Here is a 14444-nt window from a genome sequence, read left to right as displayed (position 1 = left end):
TGACAGGTCCTCCTCAATCGTTTTGATGTAGCACTACTTGAGATCACGGTTTGGGGGGTGTGTACTTGCCGCCTTCGATGAGCGGCTGCAGGTAAGCAACAATGAATCCCAGGGTATTCAGCACGATCCATGTCACTACAATCCGTTTTAACCAACTCGTCGCCTCCGCTACAGCTCGCTCATTGCGGGAAATCATGCGTACTAACAAGGCTACCGCAGCTGCCGTGACGGCAACAATTGTGGAGATTCCCAGCAGTTCGCCGTAAACATTCGCTATAATCTCTGAAAACCGCGTCCACATATCATCGTCTGCCGCGGCAGCAGGCTGTACGAACAGCACAGCCATATAGCAGGCGATCATCGCCATATGGAGCCAATCCCCCAAACGCCGGGGGACCCCACTCCGTAGGTCTTGCTTCTTCTCGTCGTTCGCCATTTGCGTACCTCCTCATTTTTTGTTTTGACAGCAAAACAGCCGCCTCAAAGCGACCTGTAAAATCGCTTCAAGGCGGCTTCTTGCCGTCAGGTCCAGTTTTGGACGATATCAGGATAACACATTTGTACTCCTCCTGTCAGCCGCACCGACCTTGCCATTTTTCCGCCACTTTTCTGCCATCGTTCCTGCCATCAGCCCTCCAAGAGTGTCAGGATCTCAAGCCAGGCGTCTAGGCACCCCTGTGGAGCTGTCCACAGGCGTATGGAGAGGATATTCACTGCCTGCTGGCGCAGGCGGTAGTAGTGACGTTCAGAGATATCCAATCGATACAGAATTTCCGAGTGACTAGGCTTGTCCGGCGTTATAAAGGTCTGGAAAATGATATTGTACAGCATTTCTCCGTTTCCAGGCTTATGGCGCAGCACCGTCAGCGCTTCGTTGATTCGGTCCAGAAGCAGCCGTGACTTACGGATGCTGAGCAGGCGGTGCTCCAGTTTTGCATTTCCCATAGCAATCTGAGCGTCTACCGCACTGAGAAGCGCATCCACATCCTTCAAAGGCTGTTCCAGTTCCTGGGCAATCTCACCGGGAAAGCATTCCAGCGCCCAAACGATATCACGATAGTTTTTAAGCATAACCTGCGTGTTGTGGTACATATTCCGGCGCAGTTCCTTTTCAGCTACCCGCGCTTTCTCATTTCTGATGCTGGAGTCTTCTATAAGCCCTCTGCGTTCCAAAAGGTCGCGCAGCAGTTTTTGAGAAGGGCCTTGTCCCTGATCTGACATTTCACCACAAGGGGATGCCTTCAAATCTGTCATGTTCAATACCTCCGTTATCCTGATCCACAGGTCCGGCCCGAGGCAAAACACTGTGGAAAAATTCAAATCGCGCCATGCATGAAGTGACACCTTGGCAGTCCTCCCATACATACTCTAAAATCTTACACGGAGAAAAATACGCACGCGTATTATTACAGTCCGAATGTGCAACACGGCTCTCCACCGCTGATGCTTGGCCAGTTTTTGTCTGCTCCTGCTGCAAAATGGTACGGCTATACCACGCAACCAGTTTGCAGAGTTGGGCACGGTCGCTTGATGTTTTGTTGCGCGCATTTCTGCCCAAAATACGTATTTCACTCAAAATACGTTCTATTTGATCCATGGCGGGCTGCGGTATTCTTTCACCGGTGGGATAAGCGGCATTGAAGACCAGACATCCAAAGGAACCTGGCAGCTTATACAGCGGGAAGGCATCCGCGTGTTTTCTGAAAAAGCGCCAGACCTTCGTCTTTTCCCATCTCCAACGCCTGCCAAGGAACTCCAAGGTCAAAACCGCACCGTACTGCCCAAATTGGACTGACGGCGCCATATGAGAGAACACATTGCTCGGCTCCTGCCATACCGTGTGACACCAAAGGTCCAGCCATGCGTCTGACTCATCAAATGAATAGCCTTGCTCTACAAGGCGCTGTGTGACGTTTCTGGGCAGGCATAGGAAACCATACCCCTCTGTCACGTAAACGGCCTCACGGCCCGTACAGGGCTCTCCAGAGCACCTTACAACCCAATCTGTGATCTTGTATGTAAGTTTCTTCGATTTTGGATCCAGTTTGTACCCAATATAGGAAAGATCTGCGAGACGGTCCATCATCTCCAAAGCCTGCTGCCGCCGCTTCATCCCCATGATGCTTTTAAGGCCTACAATACCGCCAGCCCAGGTTCCAACCGTCACTTCGTTGATATAGCCGCAGTAGGTTGCCTTCCCACTTCGGAAGGCGGCCCTGGAAGCCAGGCGAGCCCATATGCCCATGATGCCCTTTCCGGGCGGTAGTTGATTACGGGGGAGTTTGATCCACTGATATTTGAGCAAGCATTTCATCGCACCGGCCTCCTTCCTGTCTAAATTGAAAAAAGCCTCGCTCCGTGCTATACTTTAGTCACGAAAGCGAGGCTTGATATGGATGATTTATGCGTGTGATAATTGCCATTATCTCTTTTCTGAAACAAATGTGGTGGCCTGTCCTGATTGCGGGAAGACTATGGTCCGTCCAGCAACACCGGCAGAACAAGAAGATTTCGAAAACCGCTCAAACGAGAATCTATGGATGGACGAAACATAGGCGCAGTTTTAATATCCGCGATGTCGCTCATGTTGAATACTTATACGCAATTCCTAAAAAAATGCCCATGACTCAATCGTCATGGGCATTTCTCATGTGGCATTCTCTTCAATTAGTTTGGGGGTAAATTCTGGGGGTAAAACCGCCCCCTCTTTTCAGTCAATGGGGGTAAAACGGGGGTAAAACCGGCCTTCCTTGTGTTGAAAAAGCCCGCAACCCCTTGCGCTGCAAGGGTTTCTCAATCGAGGGGCTTCATCGTCGGGAGCAAAATTCGGCTCCCTTCATCCTGTTCCATGCCGCTCTGTAAGGGTTCAAAACCCGCACAATACTCGATTCGTGAAATTTTTTTCATTCGTCTCGTGTCCTCTTGTGCCATCCTTTTCGCTTCAAAAGTTGTAGAAAAGTTGTAGAAAGTTGTAGTGCGCCTGTTATGGCATATCGCTGGCATAGAAATGGCAAAAATTTGCTGCGTTACTCAGGATGCTATATCTAACATGATCTCTACACAAAGAACGGCTTGATCGTTTAACCGCAGACGCATACATTATTATATAATAACCTTCAATTCAATCTAAGTCAACGATTTTATCGAAACATTTTATTACTTTTATTGCCCCACCTTTAATACATAATACATAATAAAGAGGAGACTGTCATGCCAGAATACCAACTTCAAATTAAACAAGTGGTAGATTACCCACGATGCCGGATTTATCGTGAGTTCATCCACAAACTGATCAACGACCGGAGCATCCGCATAAACGGAGGCTCCGGCCTTTTTCATTTTACTGTACTTTGCAGCTATGCAAACTTCCGCACCTCATATCGCCGTATTGACGGGATCAGTTATACAGTCTCGCCCGGCGAATGGGTGTGCACCGTCAAGGAACTGTCTTGCTGGTTCCGCACCCGCTTTCATCGGCAGGCGCTGTCCATGCTGGATACCCTTCAGAAGCAGCACTTGATTTCCTATACACTGCTGGGCCGTGGCAATGTAGTAAAATATAAAATCCTCCACTGGGCCCGCCACAATTCCGCACTGGAGTACAATGCCCCATGCCAAAAGGATACCGGTTTTTTCTTCCTGCCAGTCTCTGTTGCCCTGGAACTGGTCAGCTCTGCCCGCTGCTCTGAAATGGACATCGTTCTGGATCTGTGGGTATCCGCTGTCTACAACGATACGCAGGTGCAGGGGTCAGAGGTCGGCCCGGTAGCCTACTTTCGCAATGGTACAGGAAACCCGTTGGTCAGTTATACCGAACTCTCCTGCCGCTGGGGGCTGTCACGCGCTACCGTATGCCGGATACTGAAAAAGCTGGACGGTCTTGGGTATATCTCTATCATGTCGTTTCCCGGCCGGCATGGAAGCGTGATCTACCTGCAGAACTACCTATCCACCATGTTTGAGATTTCCGATGTTTTAATCGACAAGGAGGAAGTTGCCATGACCTTAAACATTCATCTGGAGCTTCCGGAAACTGCTGAAACCGAAGAGAGCCATTCCATCTCTGAGCATGAGATCATTGTTTCGGATGCACTTTCCAGCGTTTCAAAATCGCACATTGAAACGATACTCCGCAAGATGGCTGACATCCTATCTACGCAAGGGATTTCCTGCTTTTCTTGCCCGCTCTCCCGCTATAAGTTATATCCCTTATCGGACGACTGCTGGGAAGAGTTGATTCCGCGTGCGCGAGGGAAATCCACAGCCCACTTTGGTCTGACCATCCTCTGCGGCACAAACACTTCAATCGCCACTTTTGAACTTACACTCACTCCCTTTGAGGAGCACGAAAATAGGAGGAACTTGAAATGAGAAAATTTGTTGAACCTGATGTTGCTGATAATCCCCTGTACCATGATACCTGGAAACTGCTGAAAAAATACCGGGATGTTGTGTGGAGTCTGGAGCTTTCTGTCCAGCATGTCCGCACCAAGTTTGAGATCGAGTATGGCACCTCCATCGAGGATTTTCTGGATTCAGTCTATCTGGCCGGCGCCGATCTGGCCGGAAGTGACATTGAGCATCATGCCAAGTGCATTGAACGCAGCCACAAAATGCTTAAGCTGCTGGATTCCGCAGTCGAATTGCTGCGTACCAAGCACAAAAACGGTGAGGCATATTACTGGCTGCTGTACTACTCCTTCCTCTCGCCCCAGCAGCTCAAAAATGTTGAGGAAATCATCGAGACCCTGCGGCCGCACATTCGTGACATCAGTTTCAGAACCTACTACCGCAAACGCCGGGAAGCTATTGAAGCCCTCAGTTCCGTCCTTTGGGGCTATACCTCCAAGGACAGTTTAGACATGCTGGAACAGTTCTTGCCAGAGACAAAATCACCTTCCGGACAATCGGGCAAATAATTGGCACATTTCGGGAACAAAATTGGCATGGTTCTGCTCTTTCAGTGCAAATACCGATGTGTTAAACTGAATATGCTCAAACTTGCACCCAAAACCGAACAGGACAGTAACGGCACCTTTCATCAGGGTGCTTTTTTGCTGCCCAGATGGCCGCCCGACCATTTGAAAGCCCACATTTGTTTTGACAGGTGTGGGTTTTTCTGTTCCCTATTGAGCATCAAAAAATCATTCAGAATTGGAGGATCGCAAATTGAAGAAAACGAAAACCCCTCAAACTCCGCAGCTTCAGGAGCCGGATACCCAGTCCAAGCGCAGGCTTTCGCTGCCCAAAGTGGCTTACAGCGCCTTCCTGTGTGTGATGATGTCCATGATGTTCTGTCAGCCGGCTTATGCGGCAACAGATGTATGGACCAAGGCCAAAGAGATCATGCAGGATGTATACACCCAAATCCTTGCCATCTCCACTATCGCCGCCATCGTCACTGCTTCGGTAGCCTTGCTGCTCATGAACTTCTCCCGTTCCGGACGGACGGTGGATGAAAGCCGCGCCTGGCTCAAACGAATCTGTATCACCTGGGCTATCCTCAATGGCTTGGGCTTTATCATGGCGTATGTGACGCCGCTCTTTAGTGGCGGACAATGGACAGGCTGATTGACCGTCTGATTGCTCGCCGGAAAGGAGGCTTGCATTTATGGGCATTTTAGACGGCATAGTGGAATGGATCGCAGAACAGGTAATGGCCGGTCTTGATCTGGTGACCACATCGGTTTTGGGTGCGCTGGGCTGTGATATGGCTGTATTTCTGCGTTATTTTCCCGCAGCAGAGACTATGTACTCTGTTTTCGTGGCTCTGGCAATCGGGATCATCCTGCTCAACTGGGTCTGGCAGTTATTCAAAAACTTCGGTCTTGGCGCAGGTGTGGAAGCAGAAGACCCGGTAAAGCTGAGTATCCGTTCCGTTATTTTTATCCTGCTGACGCTCTTTTCAGATGAGATCGTCAATATTGTTCTTACCATCGGCGGCACCCCCTACCACTGGATCATGGAGTCCGACCTTCCTGCATTAAGCTTTGCAGACTTCAATTCCGTGATGCTGGTCATCATCGGTGTGTGTGCCAATGGGGCTGTGGCGCTGATTACCTTGATTTTGGTTCTCATCCTGGCCTGGAACTACCTAAAACTTCTGTTCGAGGCAGCCGAACGGTATGTGCTGCTCGGTGTACTGGTCTACACGGCTCCTGTGGCTTTTTCTATGGGCGCCAGCCAGACCACAGCAAACATCTGGAAATCCTGGTGCCGGATGCTTGGCGGCCAAATTTTCCTATTGGTCATGAACGCCTGGTGCCTGCGCCTGTTCACAAGCATGGTGGGGTCCTTCCTTGCGAACCCGCTTTCGTTGTAAGGAGGTCTTATCCTTGAAGAAACTCAAAAAAATTTTGTTTGCGGCCTTTACAGTCGCAATTCTCTCCTGCCTGCTCTGCCAGCCGGCTTTTGCCGCTATCTCCGAAAGCGATGTGCAGGCTCAGGTAGACGCTGTGGGAAAAGAAGCCGTTTCCGGCAATGTGTTTATCTGGTTTCTCTGTGCTATCGGCTTTCTCAAAGTCGGCCAGAAAATCGATTCCTTCCTCTCCAGTCTTGGTGTCAATGTAGGACATACCGGCGGCAGCATGCTGGCTGAGGCTATGATTGCTGCCAGAGGCATCGGCGGCATCAAGAACTTTTCCAGTCACCACTTTGGCGGCGGGAGAAACAGCAGTTCCACCAATGTCAACTCAAACGGTGGTAAAGGCAGCGGCGGCTTTGGAGCAGGGTTTGCCAGCGGCGGTCTTGCTGGAGTGGTGAGCCGAAAAGTCACAAACAGCGCCATCAAAACAGCCACCACAACTCCCGGCTCCAAGCCTTCCGGTCTTGGCAGTCTTTTAGGCGATGCTGCAGCCGGAGGGATCGGCGGCCATATGTACGCTTCTTCCGTCAGTAAGGGCGGCAATTTTGCCAACAATGTAATCGGCAGCGTAGCCACGGGCAGTATCAGCCAGATGGGTTCCATTTCCGGTAAAAAAGCCGCCGAAGCCCTGCACTCTTACATGGGATATGCGGCACTGGAATCCGGAGCTGAAAATATTCCAACCTTCCAAAATGTCGAAATCGGCGGCGGCCGCATCACCGGAACAGAAGTGACCGAGGAACATCCCGAAGGCATCTCCTTTGGTATGTACCACGCAGACCAATATGTTGCCCCGGAAGGCCAGTACACCACCGTTCATGCCGTGGATGGCACAGCATGGTATAAGCAGTACGCTGTGGATGCTGTTGACAAATCGCCCTATATGGCTCCTGACGGTTCTATCGCCTTCAACGAGTCCATTGTCAAAAAGCTGCCTCCAGCCCCGAGGAGAAAGGACAAGATATAAATGCCAGAAGATCAAAAAAGCAGTTTTTCCGAAGCTGTGGAGACCGGTGCCTCCGCAGCGCATACCATCCGCGGCGCAATCAAAACCGGAAAAGCTATTTCCTCCGCTGCCAAAGGCGCTGCCGCAGGCGGTCCTTACGGTGCAGTTGCAGGCGCAGTGTGGGCAGGCCGGAAGCATATCGGGAAAATCATTGTGGCAGTCATTGCCCTGCTTATGCTGCCGGTATTATTTGTTCTCATGCTCCCCGGTCTTATTTTCGGCGGACTGACCAATGCCTTTTCGCCATCTGACCCCGAAATTCCGATTTTGAATAGCGAAACAGCGATTATTGAGAACGCCAACGAGATCACCTTTACCCTCAACGGCATCTTGGGCGAGGCACTGGATGATGTACTTGCCCGGATCGAAGCTGACTTTGCGGCATCGGGAGCCGACCATATGGAGGTCAAAAATGCCTATTCCGGCGGTCCCATTTATAACGCCAACCTGTTTATCTCTCAGTATTGTGCGGCCAAAGACAAGGATTTTGAAAGCATTTCTCTGAATGACCTTGCCGCCACCCTGCGGGAAAACAAACAGCATCTATATTCCTACACCAGCAAGCAAGAGATTCGTGAAAGCACCGTGACTGATCCGGAGACTGGGGAAGAAACAACGGTGTCCGAAACATGGATGGTCTATACCGTCCGTTACAACGGTGAGTCCTATTTTTCTGATGTTGTATTCCAGCTTACCGATGACCAAAAGGAGCTTGCATCTGATTACGCTTCCAACCTAAGCCTGTTCTTGGGCGATGGTCTGCTGCAAAATCTGGAAGCGTGGACCGGAAACAGCATCACTGCTCTGGGCGATGTTACTTTCACCGACGGGATCACACCTGTTGTTTACTACAATCAGCTGGATGAACGCTATGCCGGTAAAGCATATGGTACGGACAATATTGGCGGTTATGGCTGCGGCCCCACCGCTATGGCAATCGTGGTGTCCTCTCTGACGGACGATATGGTTGACCCTGTGGAGATGGCCGAGTGGTCTTATAACAACGGCTACTGGTGTAAAAGCAGTGGTTCTTACCATGCGCTGATACCTGCCGCCGCTGAGGAATGGGGGCTTCCGGTTTCCGGCTGTACCACTGCGGAACCACAGCGCATCACAGACGCACTGGCTAATGGTAAACTGGTAGTAGCGATCATGTCTGAAGGCCATTTTACCTCTTCCGGTCACTTCATTGTCCTGCGTGGCGTAAAGGACGGCAAGATCATGGTGGCTGACCCTGCCAGTTACACACGGAGCGAACAGCTCTGGGATCTGTCCATTATCTTAAATGAGGCCAGCCGGCGCGCTGGAGCTGGCGGTCCGTTCTGGATTATCGGCTGATGTGCCCGCCCGGCTTCGGAAACGAGGTTAATCATGAATCATAAAATCGACCGAGATACCTACATAATACCACCGAATTTCATCGAGTCAGGCACCTTCTTCGGTGGTATGTTCAAAGCCCGCAATGTGATTGAAGCCGGCATCCTGGCATTTGCCATTGGTGTGCCGGTTTTTTCATTGCTCCCTCTTGGCCTGACTGCCCGTATCATCGCTTTGTGCCTGACCGCACTGCCGGCAGCATTGGTGGCGCTTATCGGAATTTCCGGTGAGAGCCTTTCCTCTTTTCTGCTGATTTTCTTAAAGTACCTGCGAAACCGCCGCATTGTAGGCGGTAACAGCGCAGAAGATGCGGTTCCTGCGGCAGAGCATGGCGGCAAGCATATTAAAAAGAAGGCACACAAACCCGATAAGACTCCCAGGCGGTCACGGCGCTCCGGCAGAGAGGATTTCCCAGCAGAGTTTGATGAAGTTCGCAGCTACGAGATCCGCCAAAAACTCCGTCCTGTGAAAAAGCAGAAGTCTGCCAAGGAGAAGAAAGCCGCCACGCAAAAAAAGAAGGTCTCCAAGGAACGCAAAGTAAAACGCCCTATCCGCACTCAGGAGCCGAAGCCCGCCTGCCTTAACCCGGTAGCAGATTATCTGCCGATTTCCAAAATTGAAAACGGCATCATCTACACGAAGGACCACCGCTATGTCAAGGTCGTCGAGGTAGTACCCATCAATTTTATGCTGCGCAGCGCCCAGGAACAGCGGAACATCATCTATTCCTTTGTGTCCTACTTGAAAATCAGCCCCATCAAGCTGCAAATCAAGGTACTGACACGTCGGGCAGAGATCAATCGCCATCTGGATACCGTTCGGAAGGAGATGGAACAGGAGACCAATGAACAGTGTCTGCTCATGCAGGAAGACTACCTCCAGTTCGTTCAGCAGATCGGTTCCCGTGAGGCAATTACCCGACGTTTCTTCCTGATTTTTGAATATGAGCCGTGGAGCAACACCAAGCGCTCTGATGAAGAAGGCGAGGCAATCAATGCCCTGCAAAGTGCAGTCCATACTGCTACCAACTACCTCCGTCAGTGCGGTAACGAGGTCATCGTTCCGGAAAACTGGGATGAGTTTACGGTAGATGTCCTCTATAACCTGCTCTGCAGAAATGAAAGTGCTGTAAAGCCGCTCTCCATCCGGGCACAGGAGGTTGTGACTGAGTACCTTGCCAAAGGGCGCGACAGTGAGATTGACCATATCCCTGCCACCGAATTCTGTGCGCCAAAAAGCATTGACTTCACGCATGGTCACCATATCTGCATTGACGGTCTGTATTATGCTTATTTGCTGGTGCCCTCTGATGGCTACAAAACGCAGGTTCCAGCCGGCTGGCTCAGTCTTATCGTCAATGCCGGTGATGGGATCGATATGGATATGTTCCTCTCCCGTCAGCCCAAAGAAACCATCATCCAGAAAGTCGGACAGCAGCTGCGTATCAACCGTTCCAAAATCAAGGACGCCAGCGACACCAACACCGACTTTGATGACATTGATGGCGCTATCCGAAGCGGGTACTTTCTCAAAGAGGGCCTTGCCAACAACGAGGACTTCTACTACTTGAATCTGCTGATTACCATTACTGCCTCCAACGAGGAAGACTTGGAATGGAAGGTCAGCGAAATGAAAAAGCTCCTACTCTCACAGGACATGAACGCCTGCACCTGCCATTTTCGGGAGGAACAGGCGTTTTTATCTGCCCTGCCATTGGTGGCAATGGAAAAGAAACTGTATGAGCGGGGTAAGCGCAACCTGTTGACAGGCGGTGCGGCAAGCTGTTATCCCTTTACATCCTATGAGATGTGTGATGATAACGGTATCCTGCTGGGTGTTAACAAGTACAACAGTTCCCTTATTATCGTGGACATCTTCAATTCTGCGGTCTATAAGAACGCCAATATGTCGATCCTTGGCACGAGCGGAGCCGGCAAAACCTTTACCATGCAGTTGATGGCGCTGCGAATGAGGCGGAAAAATATCCCCATTTTCATTGTTGCGCCCCTAAAAGGCCATGAATTTCATCGCGCCTGCTCCAATGTGGGCGGCTCCTTTATCCAGATTTCACCGGCCAGTCCCCACTGCATCAATGTCATGGAGATTCGGCGGGTAGACCGCTCGGTGAACGAACTTCTGGACGGTCCAGGCATCCAGTTATCTGAACTTGCAGCAAAGATCCAACAGCTCCACATATTTTTCAGTCTGCTGATCCCCGATATGTCTCACGAGGAACGACAGCTTTTGGACGAAGCCCTTGTTCGTACCTATAACACAAAAGGCATCACTCATGATAATGCCTCTTTGGAAGACCCTGCAAAGCCCGGCCAGTACCGTGAGATGCCGGTGCTTGGTGACCTGTACGAAATTTTGAAAACCTCCAAGGAAACGATGCGCATGGCCCACATCCTAAATCGTCTGGTAAACGGAAGCGCCAGCACCTTCAATAAGCAGACCAATGTTCGGCTCGACAACAAGTACACTGTTTTGGATATTTCCTCCCTCACCGGAGACCTGCTCACCGTAGGTATGTTTGTGGCGCTGGACTTTGTTTGGGACAGAGCCAAAGCCGACCGTACAGAAGAAAAAGCCATCTTCATCGATGAGTGTTGGCAGCTTCTATCCGGTGCCGGTGCTGCTGGTGTAAGATTGGCCGGTGATTTTCTTTTGGAAATTGCCAAAACCATACGCGGTTACGGCGGCGCCTCGATTTTTGCAAGCCAGGATCTTGCCGATTTCTTTGACCTTGACGGCGGCAGATTTGGTAAGGGCATCATCAACAACTCCAAGACCAAGATCATTCTGAATCTGGAGGACGACGAAGCCCAGCGGGTACAGGAAGCCCTGCACCTGTCCGATGCTGAAACAATGGAGATTACTCACTTTGAAAGAGGTCACGGTCTGATTTCTACCAATAACAACAATATTATGGTGGAGTTCAAAGCCAGCCCTCTGGAAAAGGATCTGATCACTACCGACCGCCGCGAGCTGCGTGAAATCGTAGAGCGAAAACGCCGTGAACAATCCACATCTGCCGAACAGCAGATATAACAATTTGAAAAGCGAGGTGATTCCCATGTGCAACTTTCCTGCCAGACGCCGCTATGCGTCTGCTTTGCGTCTGTATTACGCCTAAAAGCCAGTTTTGCCAGCCAGATCATCTTTTTAGCTTACACTGACTGGCTTTCCTTCCTATTTAATGCGTCTTGAATACGCCTATATTACGCCATTGGAGGTGATACCCATGAAGACCAGGGCTGAAATCTATGGAAATGAAGCTGCGGCTCTGCTGCGGATCGTCACGATGTATCCCGGTCTCAATATGCAGCAGCTTCTTTGCTTTCACCCTGGCAAAGAAGAAATCATCAAGACCCTGCTCTCCCATCTGCAAAAGCAGGGCCGTATTTTTCAAACTGATACAGGCGGTTACTTTCCGTCTGGTTGGGCAGCAAAATCAGACAACTCCCTGATACGGGCTGTCTGGGTACTCTTGGATTTTATCGGGCAGGTGGAATACCATGCTCCCGGTGATTTTCCGGTCAAGCTTATCTTCTTTGCAAACGGTGAACTATATGAAATCGTCTACGCAGCTTCCGGCCAGGAGGCCCTAATCAACCATGCGCTTCGGGATGACCGCAGCGGTGGACGCCGCATCATTTTGGTCGATAATCCGGAAGACATTCGCCGCATTGACTGCCCTGGCATTTCCGGTTTCTGCACCGTGGATGCAGCGGGCCAGGTGCATTACTTTAAGAAAACAGGAGGAACTTGATTGGAACGAAAAATCATCTCACACCGAATCGGAAGCATTCTTGATGATATATCCCGTTTGAGCAATGCTCTTTACGCGATGGATACCACGGATATTCAGCGCTATCCGGACAACTATGAAGTCTTATCCACTGACGCCGCCCTGCGGGCAGAGAAAATTGCCTGCAGGCTGCGGCATTTGATATATTCCAGCACCACCATCCGCAAAGGCGATTACCTGACATCCGCCGGTATTGTACACGGAATTGAGGTTGTCTATGAGGACGGTGTACTGGAGGTCACCCTGCCTGGTCTGCTTCCAAAACGCAAGCAGAGGCAAAACACTGAGTTTCTGCTCGACCCGTTCTACTTCTCATTGGAGCAATACGCCAAAGAGCATCCCATGCCCCGCTTCAGCGATTGTGTGGTGTGCTTTACGCAGGTTTATGACCAGTGCCTTCCCACCCGGCGTATCCGTGACTACGACAATCTGGAAGAAAAGCAGCTTCTGGATGTCCTCTCCACCTTCGTCATGGCTGACGATACCGGCCTGCTCTGCGATGCCTACAACACCGCTGCGCTGGGCGAAAAGGATTGTACCAGAATCAGTGTCATGGAAAAAAAGCGGTTTCCCGCCTGGCTTGCTGAGCATGAAAACACCCTAAAATCCATCTCGGATTTTTGAGCATTTTCAGCCATTGCTTGTCCGACCTACCGCAACACCGTATTTCGCCCCGGATTTCGGGGCTTTTTTCTGTCGTTACACCACGGATTTTTACCGAAGTTCCTTGCAGTCTCGGTAAAAGCCACACACCACAAGGAGGTGATCACTTGGGAAATTCCCACAGCCAGACACGATGGCGTACAGGCTTCTCTCTCTGACTGCCATCTCCGGCGAGTTCCCCACAGACCAGCTTAACAGACTTCCCGGCAGTCCGTATTATCTGGAGTCTGTTGTCACTGCACTGAAAAAAGACGGGCTGCTGCGTACCTATTACCGGGATAAACTGCGCGGCTACCGTTTGGGGCCGCGAGCCAAAGCCACTCTGCTGGAAAGCCGGCCGGACAGGTTTGCCAGCTATCTGACAGGAGATACCGACACCAACCGTTTGAAATGCGAAATTGACCGAAGACTCCGGCTACACCGCCTGGCAGAAACCTATGTGACCATGGATAATGCGGGGGTATGTGTGTATCGGGATGAAAAACCGGCAATTTTTGCGCCGGAGGGTTACGCTGGCGGCAGGATTGTCTATCCTGCTTTTTTCAGTTCGAGAGAAGTGAAAGAAATGGGGATCGACACCACGAAGATCCGCAGTTCCCGCTCCACTGGAATACTCCTTGCGCCCTCCGGCATCTTCGTGACCTACAACAGCAGCAGCGCCCTGATGAAGTGGCGCTACAAATCGGAAATGCGGGTCAAGGCATTGATCTGGAGCGTAATCTGCCAACAGCGCCTGTCCCAACAATTTCGCCATGAGGATGTTCATGGACTGATTCTGGGCAACAGCATGGATCTGGCTTACCAGATCTTGACCAGCACCGGAGGACGCAAACATGATTTCTTCATGCTGGATGGCAGCTATGAGCATTTTCTTTATCTTACCAACGACCATCAGGGGGAGGTGATACTTGCACTGCTGTGCGACCCTGGGAAAACTGCGGAGCTGGATCGCATTCTGCTCCAAGGTCTTACTGCGAGGCAGCCCGGACTGGCTATTGAGCATGACGGAATTTCACCGGACGGCTCACCAGTCCTGTTTGGCTATTTCTGTGATCTGCCCCGTATCGCACGCTTTAACACCTCTCTCGAACTATCCGAGCGCCCGGGCATACTGATCTGCTTTGACTTCCAGGCAGAGGTACTTCGCAGCTACTGCGGTTCCCGGGTGCGCTTCCAGACCATTGATTTCACAAAATTCGAGGGGAGGTTGTTCCCATAAACAA

Annotated in this window: 13 protein-coding genes; 10 read left to right on the top strand and 3 right to left on the bottom strand. The window is 50.9% G+C overall.

All coding sequences use genetic code 11. The annotated features are described in order from the left end of the window. Positions 1–43 precede the first annotated feature (43 nt). The 3 genes from BN1969_RS10270 to BN1969_RS10260 form a co-directional block, all read right to left on the bottom strand. Complete coding sequence (locus BN1969_RS10270; protein ID WP_050624210.1) at positions 44–436, bottom strand: hypothetical protein; 393 nt, start codon at positions 434–436, stop codon at positions 44–46. Positions 437–627: 191 nt separating this feature from the next. Then, positions 628–1254, bottom strand: a complete 627-nt coding sequence (locus tag BN1969_RS10265) for a hypothetical protein (protein ID WP_050624209.1) — start codon at positions 1252–1254, stop codon at positions 628–630. Further along, positions 1223–2314: a hypothetical protein gene (locus tag BN1969_RS10260; RefSeq protein ID WP_242850326.1), complete on the bottom strand. Its 1092-nt coding sequence runs from the start codon at positions 2312–2314 to the stop codon at positions 1223–1225. Before BN1969_RS10260 ends, BN1969_RS10265 begins: the two co-directional genes overlap by 32 nt. Positions 2315–3210: 896 nt before the next feature. Between BN1969_RS10260 and BN1969_RS10255 the strand changes: the two genes are divergently transcribed. The 10 genes from BN1969_RS10255 to BN1969_RS10210 all read left to right on the top strand — a co-directional run bounded on the left by BN1969_RS10255 (position 3211) and on the right by BN1969_RS10210 (position 14440). Continuing rightward, entirely contained in the window at positions 3211–4371 is a 1161-nt protein-coding gene (locus BN1969_RS10255) for a hypothetical protein (RefSeq protein WP_003499594.1), read from the top strand. Then, positions 4368–4919 (top strand): hypothetical protein, encoded by a 552-nt coding sequence (locus BN1969_RS10250; RefSeq protein ID WP_003499596.1) that lies wholly within the window; start codon positions 4368–4370, stop codon positions 4917–4919. Before BN1969_RS10255 ends, BN1969_RS10250 begins: the two co-directional genes overlap by 4 nt. Positions 4920–5169: 250 nt before the next feature. Beyond that, on the top strand, positions 5170–5571 hold the full coding sequence (locus tag BN1969_RS10245) for a hypothetical protein (RefSeq protein WP_003499603.1): 402 nt from the start codon (positions 5170–5172) through the stop codon (positions 5569–5571). Positions 5572–5611: 40 nt separating this feature from the next. Further along, positions 5612–6322, top strand: a complete 711-nt coding sequence (locus BN1969_RS10240) for a hypothetical protein (RefSeq protein ID WP_003499607.1) — start codon at positions 5612–5614, stop codon at positions 6320–6322. A 13-nt stretch (positions 6323–6335) separates the two neighbouring features. Next, complete coding sequence (locus BN1969_RS10235; RefSeq protein WP_050624207.1) at positions 6336–7331, top strand: hypothetical protein; 996 nt, start codon at positions 6336–6338, stop codon at positions 7329–7331. Then, entirely contained in the window at positions 7332–8708 is a 1377-nt protein-coding gene (locus BN1969_RS10230) for a C39 family peptidase (RefSeq protein WP_050624206.1), read from the top strand. Positions 8709–8741: 33 nt separating this feature from the next. Then, entirely contained in the window at positions 8742–11798 is a 3057-nt protein-coding gene (locus BN1969_RS10225; protein ID WP_050624205.1) for a VirB4 family type IV secretion system protein, read from the top strand. Between the two features lie 193 nt (positions 11799–11991). Then, positions 11992–12519: a DUF5697 family protein gene (locus BN1969_RS10220; RefSeq protein ID WP_173015234.1), complete on the top strand. Its 528-nt coding sequence runs from the start codon at positions 11992–11994 to the stop codon at positions 12517–12519. Beyond that, the gene (locus BN1969_RS10215; RefSeq protein WP_006873396.1) at positions 12520–13182 is read left to right on the top strand and encodes a DUF6100 family protein; all 663 of its coding nucleotides are present in this window, start codon (positions 12520–12522) and stop codon (positions 13180–13182) included. Positions 13183–13354: 172 nt separating this feature from the next. After that, positions 13355–14440, top strand: coding sequence for a hypothetical protein (locus BN1969_RS10210; RefSeq protein ID WP_050624203.1), 1086 nt, complete (start codon positions 13355–13357; stop codon positions 14438–14440). The last annotated feature ends 4 nt before the right edge of the window (positions 14441–14444 follow it).

It is taken from the genome of Clostridium phoceensis, assembly GCF_001244495.1.
In the GTDB taxonomy this organism is placed as follows: domain Bacteria; phylum Bacillota; class Clostridia; order Oscillospirales; family Oscillospiraceae; genus Lawsonibacter; species Lawsonibacter asaccharolyticus.
The sequence above is the reverse complement of the archived record's forward strand: the minus strand, read 5'-3'. Positions and strand labels throughout refer to the sequence as shown.

Excerpts from the sequence above, each read along its gene's own strand:
- BN1969_RS10270 (WP_050624210.1), bottom strand. The coding sequence starts at position 436 with ATGGCGAACGACGAGAAGAAGCAAGACCTACGGAGTGGGGTCCCCCGG.
- BN1969_RS10265 (WP_050624209.1), bottom strand. The coding sequence starts at position 1,254 with ATGACAGATTTGAAGGCATCCCCTTGTGGTGAAATGTCAGATCAGGGA.
- BN1969_RS10260 (WP_242850326.1), bottom strand. The coding sequence starts at position 2,314 with ATGAAATGCTTGCTCAAATATCAGTGGATCAAACTCCCCCGTAATCAA.
- BN1969_RS10255 (WP_003499594.1), top strand. The coding sequence starts at position 3,211 with ATGCCAGAATACCAACTTCAAATTAAACAAGTGGTAGATTACCCACGA.
- BN1969_RS10250 (WP_003499596.1), top strand. The coding sequence starts at position 4,368 with ATGAGAAAATTTGTTGAACCTGATGTTGCTGATAATCCCCTGTACCAT.
- BN1969_RS10240 (WP_003499607.1), top strand. The coding sequence starts at position 5,612 with ATGGGCATTTTAGACGGCATAGTGGAATGGATCGCAGAACAGGTAATG.
- BN1969_RS10230 (WP_050624206.1), top strand. The coding sequence starts at position 7,332 with ATGCCAGAAGATCAAAAAAGCAGTTTTTCCGAAGCTGTGGAGACCGGT.
- BN1969_RS10225 (WP_050624205.1), top strand. The coding sequence starts at position 8,742 with ATGAATCATAAAATCGACCGAGATACCTACATAATACCACCGAATTTC.
- BN1969_RS10220 (WP_173015234.1), top strand. The coding sequence starts at position 11,992 with ATGAAGACCAGGGCTGAAATCTATGGAAATGAAGCTGCGGCTCTGCTG.
- BN1969_RS10210 (WP_050624203.1), top strand. The coding sequence starts at position 13,355 with ATGGCGTACAGGCTTCTCTCTCTGACTGCCATCTCCGGCGAGTTCCCC.